At 66.0% G+C, this 21363-nt stretch carries 17 protein-coding genes and 1 pseudogene; 9 read left to right on the forward strand and 9 right to left on the reverse strand.

Going from position 1 to position 21363, the window contains the following annotated elements; genetic code table 11:
• The first annotated feature begins 100 nt into the window (after positions 1 to 100).
• The 5 genes from AC1RJ5_RS20790 (at position 101) to AC1RJ5_RS20810 (ending at position 3465) form a co-directional block, all read left to right on the forward strand.
• Positions 101 to 1105, forward strand: coding sequence for a phytase (locus AC1RJ5_RS20790; protein WP_493115458.1), 1005 nt, complete (start codon positions 101 to 103; stop codon positions 1103 to 1105).
• 40 nt (positions 1106 to 1145) lie between these two features.
• The gene (gene modA / locus AC1RJ5_RS20795) at positions 1146 to 1916 is read left to right on the forward strand and encodes a molybdate ABC transporter substrate-binding protein (protein ID WP_493115460.1); all 771 of its coding nucleotides are present in this window, start codon (positions 1146 to 1148) and stop codon (positions 1914 to 1916) included.
• Positions 1917 to 2000: 84 nt separating this feature from the next.
• Positions 2001 to 2153 carry a hypothetical protein gene (locus AC1RJ5_RS20800; protein ID WP_184168556.1) on the forward strand — a complete coding sequence of 51 codons (153 nt, stop codon included), beginning with the start codon at positions 2001 to 2003 and terminating at the stop codon, positions 2151 to 2153.
• A gap of 27 nt (positions 2154 to 2180) precedes the next feature.
• Complete coding sequence (gene modB, locus AC1RJ5_RS20805; RefSeq protein WP_493115462.1) at positions 2181 to 2867, forward strand: molybdate ABC transporter permease subunit; 687 nt, start codon at positions 2181 to 2183, stop codon at positions 2865 to 2867.
• A complete protein-coding gene (locus AC1RJ5_RS20810) occupies positions 2857 to 3465 on the forward strand; it encodes an ATP-binding cassette domain-containing protein (RefSeq protein ID WP_493115464.1) in 609 nt (202 codons plus the stop codon). Before modB ends, AC1RJ5_RS20810 begins: the two co-directional genes overlap by 11 nt.
• Before the next feature lie 24 nt (positions 3466 to 3489).
• Here AC1RJ5_RS20810 and AC1RJ5_RS20815 read toward each other — a convergent pair whose 3' ends face one another.
• The 4 genes from AC1RJ5_RS20815 to AC1RJ5_RS20830 form a co-directional block, all read right to left on the reverse strand.
• Positions 3490 to 4200 (reverse strand): HAD family hydrolase, encoded by a 711-nt coding sequence (locus AC1RJ5_RS20815; protein WP_269576066.1) that lies wholly within the window; start codon positions 4198 to 4200, stop codon positions 3490 to 3492.
• A 92-nt stretch (positions 4201 to 4292) separates the two neighbouring features.
• Complete coding sequence (locus tag AC1RJ5_RS20820) at positions 4293 to 5039, reverse strand: GGDEF domain-containing protein (RefSeq protein ID WP_269576065.1); 747 nt, start codon at positions 5037 to 5039, stop codon at positions 4293 to 4295.
• 45 nt (positions 5040 to 5084) lie between these two features.
• A complete protein-coding gene (locus AC1RJ5_RS20825) occupies positions 5085 to 5954 on the reverse strand; it encodes a 2-dehydropantoate 2-reductase (protein WP_493115467.1) in 870 nt (289 codons plus the stop codon).
• A complete protein-coding gene (locus AC1RJ5_RS20830) occupies positions 5954 to 6460 on the reverse strand; it encodes a DUF1993 domain-containing protein (RefSeq protein WP_269576063.1) in 507 nt (168 codons plus the stop codon). The genes AC1RJ5_RS20825 and AC1RJ5_RS20830 overlap by 1 nt, the downstream gene beginning before the upstream one ends.
• Positions 6461 to 6696: 236 nt before the next feature.
• Between AC1RJ5_RS20830 and AC1RJ5_RS20835 the strand changes: the two genes are divergently transcribed.
• Positions 6697 to 9471, forward strand: a complete 2775-nt coding sequence (locus tag AC1RJ5_RS20835; protein ID WP_493115469.1) for a TonB-dependent receptor — start codon at positions 6697 to 6699, stop codon at positions 9469 to 9471.
• Positions 9472 to 9553: 82 nt separating this feature from the next.
• Here AC1RJ5_RS20835 and AC1RJ5_RS20840 read toward each other — a convergent pair whose 3' ends face one another.
• Entirely contained in the window at positions 9554 to 11314 is a 1761-nt protein-coding gene (locus AC1RJ5_RS20840; protein WP_269576061.1) for a methyl-accepting chemotaxis protein, read from the reverse strand.
• A 150-nt stretch (positions 11315 to 11464) separates the two neighbouring features.
• Between AC1RJ5_RS20840 and AC1RJ5_RS20845 the strand changes: the two genes are divergently transcribed.
• The 3 genes from AC1RJ5_RS20845 (at position 11465) to AC1RJ5_RS20855 (ending at position 14063) form a co-directional block, all read left to right on the forward strand.
• On the forward strand, positions 11465 to 12610 hold the full coding sequence (locus AC1RJ5_RS20845; RefSeq protein WP_269576060.1) for a carbohydrate porin: 1146 nt from the start codon (positions 11465 to 11467) through the stop codon (positions 12608 to 12610).
• A 218-nt stretch (positions 12611 to 12828) separates the two neighbouring features.
• On the forward strand, positions 12829 to 13755 hold the full coding sequence (locus AC1RJ5_RS20850; RefSeq protein WP_269576059.1) for a sulfotransferase domain-containing protein: 927 nt from the start codon (positions 12829 to 12831) through the stop codon (positions 13753 to 13755).
• 44 nt (positions 13756 to 13799) lie between these two features.
• A complete protein-coding gene (locus AC1RJ5_RS20855) occupies positions 13800 to 14063 on the forward strand; it encodes a hypothetical protein (RefSeq protein ID WP_184168546.1) in 264 nt (87 codons plus the stop codon).
• Here AC1RJ5_RS20855 and AC1RJ5_RS20860 read toward each other — a convergent pair.
• The 4 genes and pseudogenes from AC1RJ5_RS20860 to rpoC form a co-directional block, all read right to left on the reverse strand.
• A complete protein-coding gene (locus AC1RJ5_RS20860) occupies positions 14060 to 15733 on the reverse strand; it encodes a tetratricopeptide repeat protein (RefSeq protein ID WP_342250859.1) in 1674 nt (557 codons plus the stop codon). The genes AC1RJ5_RS20855 and AC1RJ5_RS20860 overlap by 4 nt on opposite strands.
• A 232-nt stretch (positions 15734 to 15965) precedes the next feature.
• Positions 15966 to 16313 (reverse strand): annotated as a pseudogene (locus tag AC1RJ5_RS20865) (YciI family protein); the annotation flags it as partial.
• Positions 16314 to 16416: 103 nt separating this feature from the next.
• Positions 16417 to 16851, reverse strand: coding sequence for a hypothetical protein (locus tag AC1RJ5_RS20870; protein WP_269576057.1), 435 nt, complete (start codon positions 16849 to 16851; stop codon positions 16417 to 16419).
• A 172-nt stretch (positions 16852 to 17023) separates the two neighbouring features.
• Positions 17024 to 21310, reverse strand: coding sequence for a DNA-directed RNA polymerase subunit beta' (rpoC, locus tag AC1RJ5_RS20875; protein WP_342250858.1), 4287 nt, complete (start codon positions 21308 to 21310; stop codon positions 17024 to 17026).
• Between the last annotated feature and the right edge of the window lie 53 nt (positions 21311 to 21363).

A 21363-nucleotide genomic window follows, 5' to 3' on the forward strand; every position in this document is an offset into this window, starting at 1 on the left:
GGGGCCGGGCGGGCGCCAGTCGCAACACCCTGGTCACGAAGTGTAACCCAAGCGTCTCAATCGCTTCATAAAGGCCCGAGCGGACTTGAAGGGGGATACCATGTTGCTTGCCACGCTGATGCTGCTTCAGACTGCGCCTGCCGCGCAGAACGTGCCGACCGCGCAGGTTCATGCGGTTGGCGAGACGGTGGCGGTGGCGAGCCTTGAGGATGCCGCGGACGATCCTGCGATCTGGCGCAATGCCCGCGATCCGCGGCAAAGCCTGATCGTCGCGACCGACAAGAAGGCGGGGCTCAACGTCTATGACCTGTCCGGCAAGCTCCGTTCGACCCTGCCGGCTGGCCGGGTCAACAATGTCGACCTGCGCAGCTGGCGCGGGCAGGTGATCGTCGCGGCCAGCGACCGCAACGACAAGGCGAACGCGAAGCTGGCGCTCTATACGCTCGATACCAAGGCGGCGAAGCTAACCGAGATCGGCCGTTTCGATGCCGGTGCCGGCGAAGCCTATGGCCTGTGCATGTACGCGCCGCGCGGCGGCAAGCTGTACGCCTTTGTCGTCCACAAGGCCGGCACGATCGTGCAGATGGAGATCCTGCCCGAGGGCGGGGCGATCAAGGCGGACCGGGTGCGCACGATGAAGCTTGCAACCCAGTCCGAAGGCTGTGTCGCGGACGATCGTACCGGCCTGCTCTACGTCGGCGAGGAGGATGTCGGCGTCTGGCGCTTCGGCGCGAACTCCCGTGATGCCCTTGGCGGCGAGAAGGTGATCGCAGCCGACGGCAAGACGCTGGTTGCCGATGTCGAAGGCGTGGCGATTGCCGCCCAGGGCACGCGGGGCGGCTATCTGGTCGTCTCGAGCCAGGGTGACAGCGCGTATGGCCTGTGGCGGTTGCCTGACCTGGCCTATGCCGGGCGTTTCCGGATCACCGCCGGCAAATTCGGTGCGACCAGCGAGACCGATGGCATCGAAGTCTCCACCGCCGGCTTCGGTTCGGATCTCCAGGGCGGGCTGATGCTTGCGCAGGACGGCGACAACGCCCCCGCCGCGCAGAATTTCAAGCTGGTACGCTGGGCCGATGTCCGCAAGGCGCTGCGTCTCAAGTGAGGGCCTTGCCTCCCCGCCCGGCGACTGTCAGGCAGGGGGCATGACGACCAACCCAGGGATCGACCGGCGGGCGCTGCTCGCCGGTATCGGAGCGGTGGCGCTGGCCGGGCCGCCTACCGCACGGGCTGCGCAGGCGCCGTTGGTGCTGGCCGCCGCCAGCCTGCAGGAATCGATGACCGCCGCGGCCGATGCCTGGGCGCGCAAGGGCCATGTCCGGCCGGTCTGCTCCTTCGCGGCAAGCTCGGCGCTGGCCCGGCAGATCGCGGCCGGCGCCGCCGCCGATCTGTTCGCATCGGCCGACGAACCCTGGATGGACGATATCGAGAAGCGCGGGCTGATCCTGCCGGGCACCCGCACGCCGTTCCTCGGCAACCGGCTGGTGATCGTCGCCCCGGCCGGCGCGCGGCTCGCCCGGCCCCAGGACGAGCTGCGCGCGCTGGGCAAGACCCGCGTGGCGATTGCCGATCCAGATGCCGTGCCGGCAGGGCGCTATGCCAAGGCTGCGCTCGAGAGCGGCGGGCGCTGGGCGGCGGTCGAGCCCAATATCGTGCGTGCCGAGAGCGTGCGCGCCGCACTCGCGCTGGTCGAGAGGGGTGTCGTGCCGCGCGGGATCGTCTACGCGACCGACGCCCAGGCATCTGGCAAGGTCCGGATCGCCGCGATCTTCACCGAGCGTAGCCATCCGCCGATCCGCTACCCGCTGGCGCGGCTCAAGGCCTCGACCAGCCCGGACGCCGAGCCGTTCCGCCGCTTCCTGCTGAGCGGCGAGGGCAAGGCGATCTTCCGTCGCTTCGGGTTCCGGCCGCTTTAGAGGAAGGTCGCTCGGTTGACCCGGGGCCCTGGCTTCGCCTTTAGTGACCCATTCGCGGCATGGAGCCGATTGCGGGGGCATTTGATGAGCAGAAACGGTTCGATCGGGTTCGCCGCGGGCGTGTTTGGCGGCATCATCCTGGGCGCGCTCATCGACAATATGGCGATCGGGCTGCTGATAGGGTTCGCCGTCGGCTTCGGCATCCTGAAGTTCCCGGTGAAGCGCGGGGATGCCTGATTCCCCGGCCCCAGGCGAGTTTGCCCGATGACCCCCGAGCTCTGGGGCATTGTCTGGCTATCGCTGAAGGTGGGCGGGGTGGCGGTGCTCGCATGCCTGCCGGTGGCGTTCGCGCTGGCCTGGCTGCTGGCGCGTGGGCGGTTTCCGGGCAAGCTGCTGCTCGACGGGCTGGTACACCTGCCTCTGGTGGTGCCGCCTGTCGTCACAGGCTGGCTGCTGCTGCTCGCCTTCGCCCCCGCCGGGCCGATCGGGAGCTGGCTGGAGAGCTGGTTTGGTGTCTCGGTGCTGTTCCGATGGACCGGGGCGGCAATTGCGAGCGCGGTGATGGCGCTGCCGCTGACGGTGCGGGCGATGCGGCTGTCGATCGAGGCGGTCGACCGGCGGTTGGAGCAGGCCGCGGCGACGCTGGGTGCCGGGCGCTGGCGGGTGTTCACCAGCGTGACCCTGCCGCTCAGCCTGCCGGGCGTGCTGGCCGGCACGGTATTGGGCTTTGCGCGGGCGCTGGGCGAGTTCGGCGCGACGATCACCTTCGTGTCGAACGTGCCGGGGGAGACACAGACCCTTCCGCTCGCCATCTATGCCGCACTCCAGGTGCCGGGCGGAGAGGCGATGGTGCTGCGGCTGGCGGGCATCTCGGTACTGCTCTCGCTGGCGGCCTTGCTTGCCTCGGAGCTGATCGCGCGGCGCGCGGGCAGGGGGCTGCATGTCCTTTGACATCGCGCTGACCAAGCGGATCGGCGAGGCCGAGATCGCCTGCCGGATCGAGGCGGGCGACGGGCTCACCGTGCTGTTCGGCCCATCCGGCGCGGGCAAGACCAGCGTGCTCAACATGGTTGCCGGGCTGATCGAGCCTGATGCCGGGCATGTGCGGGTGGCGGGCGAAACGCTGTTCGATGCGACGGCTGCAATCGACGTACCGGTAGCCGAGCGCCGCGCCGGCTATGTCTTCCAGGAACCGCGGCTGTTCCCGCACCTGCGGGTACGGGCGAACCTGCTCTATGGCCGGCGCGACGAGGCCGGGCTGAACGTGGACGAGACGATTGCGTTGCTCGGTATCGCCCACCTGCTCGACCGCTGGCCGCGTACGCTTTCGGGCGGCGAGGCGCGGCGTGTGGCGATCGGGCGGGCGCTGCTCTCCGATCCGCGCTTCCTGCTGCTCGACGAGCCCCTGTCCTCGCTCGATAGGGCGCGGCGCGAGGAGATCATGACGCTGATCGAGCGCCTGCGGGATGAAGTGCGGCTGCCGATCCTGATGGTGACGCACGACCGTGACGAGGCGGTGCGGCTGGGGACGCGGATCGTGGAGCTCTGAGAAGCCGGTCACCGGCAGCAGGGTTCAGTTGCTCGAGGCGGTTCGGTTGATCTCGTCTATCCACCCGATCAGTTCGGACAGCTTCGAAAGCTGCCTGAAGCGGCCTTGCTCGCTCGGTCTATCCGCAACTTCATGGGCCCATGCACCCTCCTGGGGAATATAGGCGGCCCAGGCGCCAGCGTTCAGCGGTGCCAGAACATCGGATCGCATAGAGTCGCCCGCCATGATGCATTCGCCGGGCGCGACATCATATTTCGCGAAGAGCCTCTGGAAGGTCTGCTCGGTTTTGTCGCTGACGATCTCAACCCCGGTGAAAAGGTCGCCGAGGCCGGACGCGGCCAGTTTCGTTTCCTGGTGCAGCAGGTCACCCTTGGTCACCAGGATCAGATCCCCGCGCTCCTTCAGCGCGCGCAATGTATGGTCGATGCCGTCGAACAACTCGACGGGATGGGTCAGCAGCATCCGCCCGGCGTCAAGGATATGGGCTACGAGGTCCCGGGAGAAAGCATCGCCCGCAACTTCCATCGCCGTCTCGATCATCGCCAGCGTGAAGCCTTTCGCGCCATAGCCATAGGCGTGGCGATTCCGGTTCTCCGCTTCATCCAGGGCGGCCTGCGTCACGGACGCTTCGGCGAATGGCAGGAGTAATGCCTGAAACGCCTGCAGCGCGGCGTTGAAGTGACGCATATTGTGCCACAGCGTATCATCGGCATCGACGCAGATGATTCTGATCATGGGCGCAGCTCCATCATTGCTGGCTGGCCCCTATCGCGCTTCGGCCAGCGAGTTCAACGGGCTGGGCAAGACTGCCCGGGCTGGAGCTATGGCTACGCCTCGAGCTCCGGCCCGTAGACCCGCCAGGGCACGCCTTCGCTGCGCTTGGCGGCGTAGAGGGCAAGGTCGGCGCGGCGGGTCAGTTCCGCCGGGCCGAGCTTCTCGGCGCGCGACAGGGCGATGCCGATGCCGGTGCCGACATGCAGCGTGCGCCCTTCGACGAAGACCGGGCGGGCAATGCTCTCCGCGAGCCGGCCCGCGATGACCCTGGCGATCTCGGGATTGGCGAGGCCGGGGGTGATGACCGCGAACTCGTCGCCGCCCAGCCGCGCGGCGGTGTCGCCCTCGCGTACCGCGCCGGCGATGCGATCGGCGACGACGCGCAGCAGGGCGTCACCGGCGCCGTGGCCATGGGTGTCGTTGATCGCCTTGAACCCGTTGAGGTCGAGCATCAGCACGGCATGGAGCCCGCTCGGCGTGAGCTTGCCGAGCGCTTCGTCGAAGGCGCGGCGATTGGGCATGCCGGTGAGCGCGTCGTGATAGCCTAGGTCGCGCGCGCTGCGCTCCGCCGCGATGCGGCGGTCTCGCTCGCGCCCACGCGCGCGGTGCTGGTTCAGTCCATAGCTGAAGAGCAACAGGATGAGTGCCGACGCGAAGAGCAGGAACTCGTCCAGCTCGATCCGCAGCTTGCGGTCGGTGACCGACGAGGTCTCGTCGCGGAAGATGTCGAACGCAAAGATGCCATACAGCCCGGCCATCGCCAGCAGGACGACGAACCAGACGCTCCGGTTAAGCAACAAGGCGCGAACTCCGGCTTCCATGGCCGGGTTCTGCCCCCGAAACGGTTAAGGACGGGTGGAAGCGGCGATCAGTATTGATGCGAGCGCTCGGTTCATCGGCGCGTCGATGCCGTGCTTCGCGCCGAGGCGGACGATGACCTGGTTGCGGGCATCGACTTCGGTCTGGCGGCCGGCTTCGAAATCGGCGTGGAGCGAGTTGACCGATTGCGGGTGGGCGAGCGTGGTCCACTTCACCACCTGGTCGGCGAGCTTGTCGGGCAGGTCGGCACCCTCGGCCCGGCCGACCGCGATGCACTCACGGACCAGCGCCCGCATCACTTCCGCCGCGCCTTCGTCATTGGCGACTTCGGCGGGGCGGTGGGTGAGGGCACTGACGATGCCCGAGCAGTTGATCGCGAGCTTGCGCCAGGCGGCGGTGAGGAAGTCCGGCGTGGTCTGGGCGTCGATCGGCGTGTCGGTGAACAGCGCGACCAGCGCCTCGCCGGCTTCGCCCTCGGGCACATGGATGGTGCCCTCACGGCGCTGGATGATGCGGCCCGGCGCAGTGCGCTCGGCGGGCAGGTCGATGATGACCGGCACGGTGCGCTGGGCGGGGACCTGGGGGAAGCGCTCGCGCTGCTCGACGCCGTTCTGGATCACCGCCAGGCGGGTGGTGGGGCCCATCAGCCCGGGCAGCCAGGCGGCCGCGGCGGGGCAGTCATAGGTCTTTGTGGTGCAGAGCACCCAGTCGACTTGGGTCGCCTCCGCGGGATCGGTGAGGATGCGCGGGGTGGCCTGTATCACGCCTTCGGGCGTCTCGACCTCCAGGTCGGCGAGCGGCGAGCGGGCGCAGACCGTCACGTCATGGCTCTGGGCGAGCCAGGCGGCGAGGGTGCCGCCGATGGCGCCCGCGCCGATCACCGCGATCCGGACCATCAGATGCCGCCCAGGAAGTCCATCTTGCCGAGCGGCGCCCCCTTGTGGCGCAGGATCGCGTAGGCGGTGGTGATGTGGAAGTAGAAGTTCGGCAGCGCGAAGGTGGTGACGTAGGGCAGGCCCTTGAAGTGGAAGCTGCGGTTCGGCGTCTTCACTTCGATATCAGCGTCCTCGCGCCCGTCGACCGCTTCGCGCGGGACCGACTTGAGGAAGGCCACGGTCGCGGCGATGCGGGCCTGCAGCTCATCGAAGCTGGTCTCGGTATCCGCCATCGCCGGTGCCTCGAGCTGGCCGAGCCGGGCGAGGGCGAACTTGGCGCCGTCGCTGACGCGCTGGATCTGCGAGCTCAGCGGCGCCATGTCGTCGGCAAGGCGCGCTTCGAGCAGCTCGGCATGCGGGATGCTGTTCTCGTCCGCCCAGATGCGTGCCTTTTCGAGGAACGCCGACATGGCCTTGAAGCCACGCAGGAAGACGGGGACGGTGAGGTCGTAGAGTTCGGTCGACATGCGCGCGGAGATAAGGGGAGCGGGGCGGCTGTGCAACGGGCGTGACGCCGGCGATATGTTTCCGGATCGCCTGATACTGTTGCGCCGCAACATTTCGCACAGGGGCGGGTGACGAAAAGAGTCTATGGAAATCAGATAGCTGGCCCTCATGTCATTGAAGTGTCGCCGAGACGCAATGTACCGTTCATGATCGGTTGCAACGCGGCCCCCGCATTCCTGATGGGGGTTGAATTCCGATGTCTCGCAAACCGTCCTTCCGCACGCGCCTGATGTTTGGCGCGGTGCTCTTCGCCGTGCCGGTATCCGCTTATGCCAATGACGTGACCGGCAACGTCTCGGAAGCGAGCGGAACCCGCAACCTCCAGGGTGCGCGCGTCACCATCGTCGAGCTGGGCCGGACCACCGAGGCTGACGCTTCGGGCAGCTTCCGCTTCTCCGATGTGCCGGCCGGCACCTATACGCTGCGCGCCGAGTTCGCCGGCGTGCCGGCCCGCGACGAGAAGATCGTCGTGCCCGAGAACGGCGTGGCCCAGCAGAATCTGGTGCTCGGCACCGACGGCAGCCAGATCCTCGTCATGGGCCAGCGCGCCAACCTGCTCGGTTCGCTATCGCGCCAGCGCGCCGCGGACGGCGTGGAGAGCGTGATCACCCGGGACTCGGTCGGCCAGTTCCCGGACCAGAATGTCGCGGAATCGCTGCGCCGCCTGCCCGGCGTCAACATCCTCAACGATCAGGGCGAGGGGCGCTTTGTCTCCGTTCGCGGCCTCGATCCGGAGCTTAACGCCACCTCCGTGAACGGTACCCGTCTGCCCTCGCCCGAATCCGACATCCGTTCGGTCGCGCTCGACGTGATCTCGAGCGACACGATCGAGTCGATCGAGGTCAAGAAGTCGCTGACGCCGGACATGGACGCCGATACGATCGGTGCGTCGATCGAGATCAACACGGTGAGCGCCTTCGCTCGCAAGAAGGACCTGCTGACCGTCTCGGTCGAGGGCAGCTACAACAATCTGCGCGAGGCGGTGACGCCCAAGGTCGGTCTCGATTTCTCGACGCGGATCACCGACAATTTCGGCATCGCCGGCGGTGTCTCCTATTATCAGCGCAAGTTCGCGACGAACAACGAGGAGATGGATGGCTGGGACGAGGATGGTGGCAAGGCCTATGCCGACACCATGGAGTATCGCGACTATGACGTGGAGCGGCAGCGCTTCAGCTCGTCGCTGTCGCTCGACTTCAAGCCCAGCGACACCACGACGCTCTATGCCCGAGGCCTCTACTCGCGCTTCGACGATCAGGAATATCGCCGCCGCCTGACCTTCGAGATGGACGAGTCGCCGACCAGCGCGACCGCCACCGGCGCGACCTTCGACTCGCAGGATGGCGAAATCACCGTCACCCGCGACCTGAAGGACCGGTTCGAGCGCCAGGAGATCAAGTCGATCACGCTGGGCGGCGAGACCAAGGCCAATGGCTGGAAGCTCAACTATTCGGGCAGCTGGGCGCGTTCGAGCGAGCGCGAGAACGGCTCGATCGATCCGGCCGCGTTCGAGCGCAAGTTCGACGACGGCGACAATTTCATCGTGGCATTCGACTATGCCAACCCGATGAAGACCCGCTACAACATCCTGGCGGGCGCCAACGCCTTCTACAACGCCAGCGAATATGAGTTCGACAAGCTCGAGCGCACCACGCTGAGCGACTCGGTCGATACCGAATGGTCGGCCAAGGCGGACGTCGCCAGGACCTTCGCAACCGGCGGAGGCGAGTTCACCGTGCAGGGCGGCGCCAAGTTCCGCTGGCGCACCAAGCGCTACAACGCGAACATCGACGTCTATGAATATGACGGCCCGGGCGACCTGACGATGAAGGATCTGCTCGGTCCGCAGGACTATGACCTGGCGAACATCGAGCCGGCGCTGTCGAAGACCGCGTTCCGCAATTATTTCAAGAACAATAGCGGCCTGTTCGAGCTGGATGACGGCGACACGTTCGAAAGCTCGAACGACAGTGACTACAAGGTGAAGGAAGACGTCTCGGCCGGCTATCTGCTCGCACGCTGGGACAGTTCGAAGATCCGTCTGATCGCCGGCGTGCGTATGGAGCACACCTATAACGACATCCAGGGCCAGGAACTGAACCTGGATGACGAGACGGTCACGCCGATCCGCGTCACCCGCAGCTATACCGACTGGCTGCCCAGCCTGACCGCGCGTTTCGAGCCGACCAATGGCCTCGTCCTGCGCGCTGCCGGCTATCGCAGCCTGGTGCGCCCGAAATTCTCGAAGCTCGCCCCGCGCGTGGTGATCGAGGACAATGAGGGCGAGTTCGGAAACCCGAACCTCAAGCCTTATGAAGCCTGGAACTTCGATGCCGCGGCCGAATATTATTTCGGCAAGGGCGGCGGCATCTCGCTTGGCTATTTCCACAAGGATATCAAGAACTACATCGTCGATCGCGTGTATGAGGACTATGCCTATAACGGCGGCGTGCTCGACGAGGCGCAGGTGCCATACAACGGGCCGAGCGCACGTATCGACGGCATCGAGTTCAGCTACAGCCAGGTCTACAGCTTCCTGCCGGGCGTACTCAGCGGGCTGCTGACCCAGATCAACTACACCTTCACCGATGCCAAGGGCACGGTGCTGGAGGATGGCGATATCGGCGATCCGCGCCGAATCTCGCTGCCTTCGTCTTCGCGCAATACGTTCAACGTGGTGCTCGGCTATGAGAAGGGGGCGGTCTCGTTCCGCGTCGCCGGCACCTATCGCGACAAGTATCTGGACGAGCTGGGCGACGATGCGAGCGAGGACCGCTATGTCGACAACCACTTCCAGCTCGACATCAGCGCCAAATACTGGGTGACCAAGAACGTCCAGGTGTTCGGCGACCTGATCAACCTGACCAACGAGCCCTATTTCGCCTATCGCAACTTCCAGGGTGGCCAGCGGCTGCTGCAGTATGAAGACTACAGCTTCACCGGAAAGTTCGGCGTGAAGGTGAAGTTCTGATCGCCCGCTGAGCGCTGAAACGAAGAGAGCCGGCGTGGTGGATACCGCGCCGGCTCTTCTCATTTTCCGGTATGGCCTGAACCTAGTGCACGGTGGTGCCGTTCACGACCTGGCGCTGCGGCGCGGCGCGGTGGCCGTGCGGGGCGTCGATCGTGAAGTTCGCGGCACTGTCCGCCAGCGAGTCCACTTCCTGGGTGAGGTTGCGCGCGGCTGCCGAGGTTTCCTCGACCATCGCGGCGTTCTGCTGGGTGCCGCGATCCATGTCGCCGATCGCTTCGCTGACCTGGCTGATCGCATGGCTCTGGGCGTTGTTGTCCTCCGCCATCGTGCCGATCAGGGCATGGACCTGGCCGACATCGCCCGAGATATCGGCAAGCGCGCCATCGACCTTCATCACGGCGTCGACCGCGGTGACGACTTCGGCCTGGGTATGGGTGAGTTGGTCGCGGGCGCGGCCGGCTTCTTCCTCGGCGCGCATGGCGAGCGCGGAGACGAGATCGGCGACCACTGCGAAGCCGCGGCCTGCCTCACCGGCGCGGCCCGCTTCGACGGCGGCGTTCATCGCGAGAACGCGGGTCTGGAAGGCGATCTTGTCCAGCCCCTCGATAACCGAGTCGATGCCCTTGGCGCTTTCGCTGACCCGGGTCATCGCCTGCACCGCTTCGTCGGCGATCGCGCGGCCGGTACCGACCACGGCGATGGCGCCATCGGCGCGCGACAGCGTCTCGTTGGCCGAGAGCGCGATCGACTTGAGGCGGTGATCGATCGCATTGACCGCGGCATTGGTCTCTTCGAGCGTTGCGGCATTGCGTTCGGTACGGCGGGCGAGATCCTCGGAAGCGGAGGCGATCTCATTGGCGCCGGTGCGGATATTCTCGGTGCCGGTGACAACCGTGCCGATCAGCGATCGGAGGCCGTGCGCGGCATCGTTGAAGCTGCGCTTGAGCGCGGCGAACGGACCGGTGAGCTCGGCATCGATCTCGACGCTGAGGTCGCCCCGTGCCATCGCGTCGAGGCTGGTACCGATCGTTTCGACGATCAGCTTGGTCTGTGCTTCCTTGGCTTCCTCGGCGGCCTTGAGCTTGTCGCGGAAGGCATCGATCGCCTGGGCCATGCCGCCCAGTTCGTCTTCGCGTGCGGCGTGCGGCACCTTGACCGACAGGTCTCCGCTGTCGAGCGCGCGCATGGTGTCGGCAAGGTCGAGCAGCGGGCGGACGAGCAAGCGGCGTGCGGCCTGGGCCAGCAGGAATGCGGCGGCCATGCCCGCCAGCAGCGTGAGGAACAGGACGATCATCGCCACCGTGCCGAGCGTGGCCGAGCTGGAGGCGACTTCCTTTGCATGGCCCTCGATCGCTTCCGAAGCGCTTTCCATCGATTTCTCGAGCGCGCGGAACTGGTCCATGAAGCCGGGCATCTGCGCGCGGGCGGCGAGGGGATCGCTGGCGGCGGTATCGACGATCTTCTGCGCGGCGGCGGCATAGGCGTCCATCGGCGCCTTGAGCTTGCTCGTCGCAGCTACGATGCTGTCGATGCCCTGAAAGGCGGCATCCTCGTTGATCGTCCGGGAAAGCGTGCCGAGATGATCCTTGAGATCATCGAGCGTCTGCTTGCGTGCGGCGTCGTCGCCGCCGACCAGCGCGGCGAGCACGTCCGCGCGGACCGCGTCGTGCATCATGTCCGCTTCCATATGGTTCTGGAGCAGGCCCGCGGCGGCCGCCTGCTGGGCGATCGCGTTGTTTTCCTTTGCAACGATGAACAGCCCGGTGCCGCCCGAAAGCGCGGTGATGCCGATAAGAACGGCGGCAGCCTGGGTCGTTGCCTTGTTGAGCGACGTGATCTTCACGAAAGTCTCCCGCGCGGTGCCTGTCGCGGCATCCGGTTTCAGCACGAATTATAGGTGGAAAGTCCGCTGCGGGTTCGAGCCCTCTACAAATGTTTCCGAGGGATGTCGGTAACTGGGGCTTGCTAAATGCGTGCGAATTTCGGTGCGGCGGTGTCCGTACTTTCTCTGCTGGTCATTCCTTCGGCATTTGCGCAGGACGCGCAGGAGCCGGCACTCGATATCGGTGCCACCTATCGCGCCGATCTCTCGGGCGTGGCGGCGGACCGGCGCAAGCTGCGCAGTTTCGGGCTGGACGACCTGAACATCGAAGCGAATGGCGATCTGGAGCGCCTGGTCGGCTGGAACGGCGCGAGCTTCCATGTCGACGTGCTCAACAATCTGGGCGGCCGCCCCAATGACGCGGCGGGTACGCTGCAGGGCGTCGATAATATCGAAGTCGCCAGTGCGAAGCTGCGCCTGTTCGAGATCTGGGTGGAGCAGAAGCTCGGCGCCGCAACCTCGCTGCGCGCCGGCCTGTATGACCTCAACAGCGAATTCTACGCCAATGATGCCGCCGGCCTGCTGATCGCCCCGGCCTTCGGCGTGGGCTCGGAAATCGCCTCGACCGGGCCCAACGGCCCTTCGATCTTCCCGACGACGGCGCTGGCCGTGCGGCTTGAGCAGCGTTTCGGCGGCGCGGGCTTCGCACGGGTCGCGCTGCTCAATGCCACCGCCGGCGCGCTCGGCGACGATCGCGGCCACGCATTCGACTTCCACCACGGTGTGCTGCTGATCGGCGAGGCGGGCGTGGAGAAGGACGGCAACAAGTTCGCGCTGGGTGCCTGGGGCTATAGCGAGCGCCAGGACGACATCGCCGAGACCGACAGCGCTGGGGATCCGATCCGCCGCCATGCGCGCGGCGCCTATGTGATCGCGCAGAAGGCGATTGGTGACCAGGACGGCCCCTTCGCCACCAGCCTGTTCGTCCGCGCCGGCATCTCGGACGGCAAGACCAGCCCGTTCAAGGGCGGCTGGCAGGCGGGCGTGCTCGCCACCCATGTCCTGCCCGGTCGCGACGATAGCCAGGTCTCCTTCGGCGTGAACCAGGCCTATCTTTCGAGGGGGTATCGCGACCTGTTGCGCGGCGACGGCGTGCATACCGCGCAGGCCGAGAATGCGGTGGAATTCACCTTCTCCGACAAGCTTACCGATTTCCTGACGCTGCAGCCCGACGTGCAGTTCATCTGGAATCGCGGCGGCGATGTCGATGCGGCACGGGTGACCGTGCTCACGCTCCGGGCGACATTGGAATTCTGACCGGGCGTTGCGCGTCGATTTTGGTAAATCGATGCGCAAAGTCCTGATAGTCAACGGTAATTCTCGTTTCAATTGTTTCAGGGCGTTACTGCAGTTTTACGGTATAGCACCGGGCTATAGCGCTCGTTTATCTTGATAACACTTGGCGTGATTTGAAAATTGACGCTGGTGTGTTGCAAGAATAAATCACTGGTCGCACCCCCTGAAGGACTGACGAGATGCCCGTGACCTTTGCGCCGGCTGCGAAGCCGGCGGCGTATCCGCGTAAGCTGCGTGAGCTGCACAACCACCATTTCGATTCGACCGTGTGGAACGACCTGTCGTTTCGCGCCGATGACGTGGTCGTCTCGACCTATGCCAAGGCCGGCACCACCTGGACGCAGCAGATCGTCGCCCAACTGATCTTCGGTGGCGATCCCGAGGTTTCGGTGGCCGAGATCTCGCCCTGGGTAGACCTGCGCGTGCCGCCGGTGCTGGTGAAGCTCGCCGCGCTCGAGGAGCAGGAGCATCGCCGGATCCTGAAGACACATCTGCCGGTGGACGCGCTGCGCTTCAGCCCCAGAGCCAAATATCTCTATGTCGCGCGTGACGGCCGCGACGTGGCGTGGAGCCTGCACAACCATCACTTCCACGCGACCGACGCCTGGTACGAGATCCTCAACAACACGCCCGGCCGGGTTGGCCCGCCGATCCCGCGCGCCAATCCCGATGTCGCCGAATATTTCCGCGAATGGCTCGACGGCGATGGCGCCCCGTTCTGGTCCTTCTGGGAGAATGTGCGCAGCTGGTGGGCGGTGCGCGACCTGCCCAACGTCCATCTCGTCCATTTCGAGGCGCTGAAGCGCGACCTGGCGGGCGAGATCCGCAAGATCGCGGCCTTCCTCGACATCGAGATCGAGGCGGAGAGCTTCCCGCGTATCCTGCGCCATTGCAGCTTCGACTGGATGAAGGCCAATGCCGCCAGGTCGGCGCCGCTGGGCGGCGTGTTCTGGGACGGCGGGGCGGAGACCTTCATCAACAAGGGCACCAATGGCCGCTGGCGCGAGGTGCTCACCGCTCAGGATGTCGCCAATTACGAGGCGATGGCGCTGGCCGAGCTCGGCCCGGAATGCGCCGCATGGCTTGCGAGCGGCGAAGCGGCGTAATTGCCCCGCTTGCAGATCGGGGTCCGTGCGCCGAAGTAGGGCACATGGACCTCGACGCACTGCTACTCCACTATTTCGACACCGACGAACCCGAGGCGCTCAGCGAAGCCGAGCGCGCGCGGGGCGAGGAACGGCTGCGCATCGATTTCGGTGTCGAGCAGGAGCCCTCGCGCAAGTTCGCCTTGTGGGTGGTGATGGAAGGGCTTGGCATCGCGCCTCTGCCGGCAGAAGCCTTTGACGAGGAGCCGGCGCTCAGGGTGGCGGCGGAGAAATATCTCGACGCCGCCTGGAAGCTCGAGCGCGACTAGCGCGCGGCGGTGGCGCTGCCGCCGGTGAACAGCGCCTGGGCAGCGCGCTTCTCGGGTGTGTCGTCGGCGCCGTAGAGCAGCGGCCAGACGACCTGGCGGGCGAGATCGGCATGGTTCTGCCGCACCAGCTCCTGCGCCATGTAAAGCCGCGGGGCAGGGGCTGCCGGCACCGCGCGGATCGCGATGGCCAGGCCACGCATCGCCGTATCGGGCACGCGCTCGCCGAGGCGGGCATAGCTCTGGAAATAGGCGATCAGCGGCAGCGGCGCTTCGCCGTCGAGCTGGATCGTGCGCTCCAGCGTCTTGCGGGCGGCGGCGAGCAGGGCGGCGCGTTCCGCGGCCGGCGCCGCAACCGCCTGCGTCGTCAGCGCGACGCCCTTCCAGCTCAGCGCACGGATATCGTCCGGCGATTTCTCCAGCACGCGCTCGGCCATGGTGAGGCAGGTATCGGCATGGCCGGCGCGGCATTCGGCCTCGGCCTCGACCAGCATCGCCTCGGGTTCATAGGGCAGGGTGGCGAGCCTGCCGCGCAACTGGCTGAGCCAGGGCTCCGCGGCGGCGGTATCGGTGGGGAAGGGGGCAAGGCGCGCGCCCAGCTGGAGACGGGCCTCGACCATCGCGCCACCGGTTAGCGACAGGCGGGTGACCAGCGGCTCCTCCTCGCGCGCCAGCGGCTTGGCGGTCCGGGCATAGGCGAGCACACTGCCGCGATAGGTGGTCAGATCGGCGCGCAGCTTGCCCAGATCGCCGAACACCTGCGCCGCCTCGGCCATCGGCCTGCCCCGGCCGATCGCGGCCAGATAGGCGCGGAACTGCTTGGATCGTTCGGCCTTCAGGTTCGAGAACAGGAAATAATGGGCGATCGCCCAGGCCTGATAGGGATTCCACTGGTTCTTCGGCGCATCGAGATAGCGGCCGGTCACCACATCTCCCACGTCGATCGGCTGATAGGCGCGGTAGAAGGCGCGATAGCCGTCAGGCGCGCGGGCATAGTCGATCACGCCGTTCTCGCGCACCAGCAATGTCGAGAAGATCGCGCCGACGCCGTCGATGTACCAGCGGGGGAACACGTCCGGCGTATGGGTGCGCAGGAAGTGCTGGGCGAAGGCCGAGTAGAGCACAGCATCCCAGCGCCGGACCAGCGGCGGGAAATAGGGAGGCGGGAAGGGGCAGTCCCACGCGCCTTCGGCCAGCGCGTCGGCGCAGTCGAGGTCCTCGGCCCGCTTGGTGTTCATGTCGAGCAGCTGGTCCTTGCGCGCGATGGCGATCACGTCGCCTTCCTCGCGCATGTCGTAATAGCGCTGCTCGGCGAAGCTGCCGGCATAGGGGCCTTCGATCCCGCGGACGTTGCGCAGACCCAGCTTGTCCTGGAAATTGCCGTCGCCGAATAGCGTGACCTGCAGCTTGGCGGTCTCGTCCGTCTTCGCCCCGCCACGATAGATGCGCGAAAGCAGACCGTGCAGCCGCTCAAGATTGGTGATGACGCGCTTGAGCTCGCTTTCGCTGCCGTCGCTGTAGACGATCAGGTGCGCGGTCTCGGCGCGGCGCCAGTCGCTCTTCTTCTCCTCGCCATTGCCCTGCACGACGATGTCGGACGAACCCGTCTGCGCCTGGGCCAGGGCCGGGGTGAGCAGGCAGAGCAGAAGCGCGCAGCAGCGACCGATCGACATGGCATCGTTCCCGGATTTCAACACGTTCGAAGACGAAGTGCGTCCATCATCCCCCGGAAGGCCCGAGGGATCAATCCCGCCTCGATCCCATGGCAGCGTGACGGCCCTGTGAAGCGAAATGGGATTGAGCCATTCCGGTGCTTGTCGATCGTGGCGGTCAGCGGTTCTCGGTCTGCTCGCGCAGCCGGGCCTCGCGCTCGGCGATCTCGGGCGTGAGCTCCGCGCCGAAATCAGCCATCTCGTAAAAGGGCCGGATCTCGAGTTCGCTCGGGCCGGGCATCGGATTGGGGCAGCGCTTCGCCCAGGCGATCGCTTCGTCCATGTCCTTGACTTCCCACAGCCAATAGCCGGCGACCAGCTCGCGGGTTGCGGCAAAGGGGCCATCGATCACGGTGCGCCCCGCTCCGTCGAATGCGATCCGCACGCCTGCGGAGGAAGGCTTGAGCCCGTCGCCGCCGGTCATGATCCCGGCCTGCACCAGCTCCTCATTATACTTCATCATCGCGTCGAGCAGCTCGGTCGAGGGCATCAGGCCCGCTTCGCTGTCCTCGGTTGCCTTCACCAGCACCATTACCCGCATCGTTCCTCTCCTTCTGGTTCGCCGGAAGCGCCCTGTATTTCCCAAGTCTGACGACGAACGGGGTTCGGGGAAATCGCCTGCGCCGGATTATTTTCCGCCTGCGTCAGTCCTTGCAGACCTGCACCAGCGCCAATCGCATTGGCTCGCCGCCAAAGCCGGGGAATACCTGGTTCTCCACCGTGATGTTGCGGCACGGCTTGCCCTGTTTGTTGAGGATCACTTTTTTGCCGGCCGTGCGCGCGGGGGCGGGGCCCCTTGCGGCCTGGCGTGGCGCGGTGGCGCGGGTGGCCGGGCAGGAGCCTTGCGCCACGAGCTGCTGGTAGGTGGATTCCTCCTGCGACTTCGCCCAGGCATCGGCGCCGGCGCGGCCCTGGGTCTTGAGTCGCAGCTTGTAGCCCTCGATCAGCCGCCGCTTCTCCGGCTCTGGCAGGGAGTTCATCGAGCATTGCCCGGCGCGCTGGGCGGCGGGTGCGGGGTCGGCCCCGGCCATCGGGACCGGGCCGAGGATCAGCAGGAAGGCAGGCACGTGTCGAAGCATGTGTTTCTCCAACGTCCCGCCCGCGCGCATTCTCGCCGGAGCATGGTGACACAGGCAATCGCGCCACACCCGGACGGCCGCGCAAACTGCTCGGCTCGCCCCAAAAGAAAACCGCCGTCCGGTTGCCCGGACGGCGGTGTTTCTTGCGTCAGTTCCTAACGTCGCGAGGAGATCACTCCTCGGTCAGATAGTCCCCGGCGTCGGCATCGGTGCCATGGCCCGAGGGCACGACCGAGGCGAGCGGATCGCTGCCGGTGCCCTCGGCGTCGCGTGCCGAGCGCGCATGCTCGGCTTCACGCTCTTCCGCGGCCGAATTCGGCGCCACCAGCGCGGTCTGCAGCGCACGCTGCTGGACGCGGAGGGCGGCGTCGCGGCTCGTAGCGGCGACACGCAGACGGTTCATGCCCGCGCCGGTGCCGGCGGGGATGAGACGGCCGACGATCACGTTCTCCTTGAGGCCGATCAGCGTGTCCTGCTTGCCCTGGACCGCAGCCTCGGTGAGGACGCGGGTGGTCTCCTGGAACGACGCCGCCGAGATGAAGCTGCGGGTCTGCAGCGAGGCCTTGGTGATGCCGAGCAGGATCGGCTTGCCCTGTGCGGGAGCCTGACCCGGAGCCAGCTTCTCGTTGGTCTCGTCCATCTCGGTACGATCCACCTGCTCGCCGGGGAGCAGGGTGGTGTCGCCGGCTTCGGTGATCTCAACCTTCTGCAGCATCTGGCGAACGATCACCTCGATGTGCTTGTCGTTGATCTTCACGCCCTGCAGTCGATAGACTTCCTGGATTTCCGACACGAGATATTCTGCCAGGGGCTCGATGCCGAGCACTTCGAGAATGTCGTGCGGATCGGGCGAGCCGCCGATCAGGTTGTCGCCACGCTTGACGTAGTCGCCTTCCTGAACGTCGATCACCTTCGACTTCGGAACCAGATACTCCACGACCTCGCCGCCGTCCTCGGGCTGGATGCCGATCTTGCGCTTGGCCTTGTAGTCCTTGCCGAACACGACACGGCCCGAGACCTTCGCGATGATCGCATTTTCCTTCGGCTTGCGGGCCTCGAAGAGCTCGGCGACGCGCGGCAGACCGCCGGTGATGTCGCGGGTCTTCGCGGATTCGCGAGCGACACGGGCGAGAACGTCACCGGCCTGCACGGTCGCACCATCCTCGACCGAGAGCACCGCGCCCGGCGCCAGCATGTAGCGGGCGGATTCGGCGGCACCTTCGCCGGTCAGGGTCAGGCGAGGACGGAGGTCCTCCTTCGACTTGCTGGCCGCGCGATACTCGGTGACGACGCGCTGGGCGATGCCCGTCGCTTCGTCGACCTGCTCGGTCAGCGTCTTGTTGTCGAGCAGGTCCTGGTACTTCACGACACCGCCGGTTTCCGTGATCACCGGCATGGTGAACGGATCCCACTCGGCCATGCGATCACCCTTCGAGATGATATGGCCGTCGTCGAACATGACATACGCACCGTAGGGGATGCGATCGACCGCGAGCTCGCGGCCTTCCATGTCGAGGATGGCGATCTCACCCGAACGGCTCAGCACCACGCGGCGGCCGCGCTGATCCTCGATCAGGCGCAGGTCGCGGAACTCGACAGTGCCGTCGACAGCCGCCTCGAGGTTCGAGGTTTCGTTCAGCTGCGCCGCACCGCCGATGTGGAAGGTACGCATGGTCAGCTGCGTGCCCGGTTCACCGATCGACTGCGCCGCGATGACGCCGACGGCCTCGCCGATGTTCACCGGGGTACCGCGGGCGAGGTCACGCCCGTAGCACTTGCCGCAGACACCGATCTTGGCTTCGCAGACCAGCGGCGAGCGGATCTTCATGCCCGGAATGTTCAGGGCCTCGATCTTCGCCACGGCCGGCTCGTCGAGCAGGGTGCCGGTCGGGATGACCACGTTGCCGTCCTTGTCGACCACGTCTTCCGCGGTCGTGCGACCGAGGATGCGCTCGCCAAGCGAAGCGATGGTCGAGCCGCCCTGCACGATCGCGCGCATTTCCAGCGCACGCTCGGTGCCGCAGTCCAGCTCCATGATCACGCAGTCCTGCGACACGTCGACCAGACGGCGGGTCAGGTAACCCGAGTTCGCCGTCTTGAGCGCGGTGTCCGCCAGGCCCTTACGGGCGCCGTGGGTGGAGTTGAAGTACTCAAGGACGGTCAGGCCTTCCTTGAAGTTCGAGATGATCGGCGTCTCGATGATCTCGCCCGACGGCTTGGCCATCAGGCCGCGCATGCCGGCAAGCTGCTTGATCTGCGCCTGCGAACCACGCGCACCCGAGTGGGCCATCATGTAGATCGCGTTGATCGGCTTCTCACGACCCTTGTTGGGGCCGTCCTCGAAGCGCTTCACCGCCTTGATCTCGTCCATCATGGCGCCCGCCACCTGGTCGCCGCAACGGCTCCAGGCGTCGATCACCTTGTTGTACTTCTCCTGCTGCGTGATCAGGCCGTCCTGATACTGCTGCTCATAGTCCTTCACGAGGGCGCGGGTCTCGTCGACCATCGCTTCCTTGCTCGCCGGGATGATCATGTCGTCCTTGCCGAACGAGATGCCCGCGCGGAACGCGTGACGGAAGCCGAGCGCCATGATCGCGTCGGCGAACAGCACGGTCTCCTTCTGGCCGGTGTGGCGATACACCTCGTCGATCACGTCGCCCACGTCCTTCTTGGTGAGGAGGCGGTTGACGGTGTCGAACGGCACCTTGTGGCTCTTCGGGAGGCACTCGCCGAGCAGCATGCGGCCCGGGGTGGTCTCGAAGCGCTTGAGGTAGGTGTTGCCTTCCTCGTCGGTCTGCGGAACGCGGCTGATCACCTTGGTGTGCAGGGTGACGGCGCCGGCCTCGAGGGCCTGGTGCACTTCGGCCATGTCGCCGAGCAGCATGCCCTCGCCGGGCTCGCCTTCCTTGAGCATCGACAGGTAATAGAGACCCAGCACCATGTCCTGCGACGGCACGATGATCGGCTTGCCGTTCGCCGGCGACAGGATGTTGTTGGTCGACATCATCAGGACGCGCGCTTCCAGCTGGGCCTCGAGGCTCAGCGGAACGTGCACGGCCATCTGGTCGCCGTCGAAGTCGGCGTTGAAGGCCGAGCAGACCAGCGGGTGGAGCTGGATCGCCTTGCCCTCGATCAGCACCGGCTCGAACGCCTGGATGCCCAGACGGTGGAGCGTCGGAGCGCGGTTCAGCAGAACCGGGTGCTCGCGGATCACTTCGTCCAGGATGTCCCAGACTTCCTTGCGCTCCTTCTCGACCCACTTCTTCGCCTGCTTCAGGGTCATCGAGAGACCCTTGGCGTCCAGGCGGGCGTAGATGAACGGCTTGAACAGCTCGAGCGCCATCTTCTTCGGCAGGCCGCACTGGTGCAGCTTGAGTTCCGGACCGGTCACGATGACCGAACGGCCCGAATAGTCGACGCGCTTGCCGAGCAGGTTCTGACGGAAGCGGCCCTGCTTGCCCTTGAGCATGTCGGACAGCGACTTGAGCGGACGCTTGTTGGCACCGGTGATCGTGCGGCCGCGGCGGCCGTTGTCGAACAGCGCGTCAACGGCTTCCTGCAGCATGCGCTTTTCGTTGCGGACGATGATGTCCGGCGCGCGCAGCTCCATCAGGCGCTTCAGGCGGTTGTTGCGGTTGATCACGCGGCGATACAGATCGTTGAGATCCGAGGTCGCGAAGCGGCCGCCGTCCAGCGGCACCAGCGGGCGCAGCTCGGGCGGGATGACCGGCACGACGTCGAGGATCATCCACTCGGGGCGGTTGCCCGAGTCGATGAAGCTCTCGACGACCTTCAGGCGCTTGATGATCTTCTTCGGCTTCAGTTCCGACTTGGTGACCGCCAGCTCCTCGAGGAGCTCCTTGCGCTCGCCTTCCAGGTCGAGATCCATGAGCATGATCTTGACCGCCTCGGCGCCGATGCCGGCCGAGAACGCGTCCTCGCCATATTCATCCTGCGCGTCGAGCAGCTCGTCCTCGGTGAGGAGCTGGAACTTCTCGAGCGGGGTGAGGCCCGGCTCGGTGACGATGTAGCTCTCGAAATAGAGCACGCGCTCGAGCTGCTTGAGCTGCATGTCGAGCAGCAGGCCGATGCGCGACGGCAGCGACTTGAGGAACCAGATGTGCGCGACCGGGGCGGCGAGCTCGATATGGCCCATGCGCTCGCGGCGAACCTTCGAAACGGTCACTTCCACGCCGCACTTTTCGCAGACGATGCCCTTGTACTTCATGCGCTTGTACTTGCCGCACAGGCACTCGTAATCCTTGATCGGACCGAAGATGCGCGCGCAGAACAGGCCGTCACGCTCGGGCTTGAACGTGCGATAGTTGATGGTTTCCGGCTTCTTGATCTCGCCGAACGACCACGAACGGATCCGATCCGGCGATGCGATGCCGATCTGGATCTGGTCGAAGGTCTCCGGCTTGGCGAGCGGGTTCGCGAAGTTGGTAAGTTCGTTCATATTCTTTCGTCCCTCTGGAGGGTCAAATCTTCTGGGCGGGGAGGGGAGGGAGC

It is taken from the genome of Sphingomonas sp. GW822-FHT03G08 (assembly GCF_058801135.1).

Excerpts from the sequence above, each read along its gene's own strand:
- AC1RJ5_RS20860 (WP_342250859.1), bottom strand. The coding sequence starts at position 15,733 with ATGTCGATCGGTCGCTGCTGCGCGCTTCTGCTCTGCCTGCTCACCCCG.
- AC1RJ5_RS20825 (WP_493115467.1), bottom strand. The coding sequence starts at position 5,954 with ATGGTCCGGATCGCGGTGATCGGCGCGGGCGCCATCGGCGGCACCCTC.
- AC1RJ5_RS20835 (WP_493115469.1), top strand. The coding sequence starts at position 6,697 with ATGTCTCGCAAACCGTCCTTCCGCACGCGCCTGATGTTTGGCGCGGTG.
- AC1RJ5_RS20850 (WP_269576059.1), top strand. The coding sequence starts at position 12,829 with ATGCCCGTGACCTTTGCGCCGGCTGCGAAGCCGGCGGCGTATCCGCGT.
- AC1RJ5_RS20815 (WP_269576066.1), bottom strand. The coding sequence starts at position 4,200 with ATGATCAGAATCATCTGCGTCGATGCCGATGATACGCTGTGGCACAAT.
- AC1RJ5_RS20870 (WP_269576057.1), bottom strand. The coding sequence starts at position 16,851 with ATGCTTCGACACGTGCCTGCCTTCCTGCTGATCCTCGGCCCGGTCCCG.
- AC1RJ5_RS20855 (WP_184168546.1), top strand. The coding sequence starts at position 13,800 with ATGGACCTCGACGCACTGCTACTCCACTATTTCGACACCGACGAACCC.
- modA (WP_493115460.1), top strand. The coding sequence starts at position 1,146 with ATGACGACCAACCCAGGGATCGACCGGCGGGCGCTGCTCGCCGGTATC.
- AC1RJ5_RS20830 (WP_269576063.1), bottom strand. The coding sequence starts at position 6,460 with ATGTCGACCGAACTCTACGACCTCACCGTCCCCGTCTTCCTGCGTGGC.
- AC1RJ5_RS20800 (WP_184168556.1), top strand. The coding sequence starts at position 2,001 with ATGAGCAGAAACGGTTCGATCGGGTTCGCCGCGGGCGTGTTTGGCGGC.
- modB (WP_493115462.1), top strand. The coding sequence starts at position 2,181 with ATGACCCCCGAGCTCTGGGGCATTGTCTGGCTATCGCTGAAGGTGGGC.
- rpoC (WP_342250858.1), bottom strand. The coding sequence starts at position 21,310 with ATGAACGAACTTACCAACTTCGCGAACCCGCTCGCCAAGCCGGAGACC.
- AC1RJ5_RS20810 (WP_493115464.1), top strand. The coding sequence starts at position 2,857 with ATGTCCTTTGACATCGCGCTGACCAAGCGGATCGGCGAGGCCGAGATC.
- AC1RJ5_RS20790 (WP_493115458.1), top strand. The coding sequence starts at position 101 with ATGTTGCTTGCCACGCTGATGCTGCTTCAGACTGCGCCTGCCGCGCAG.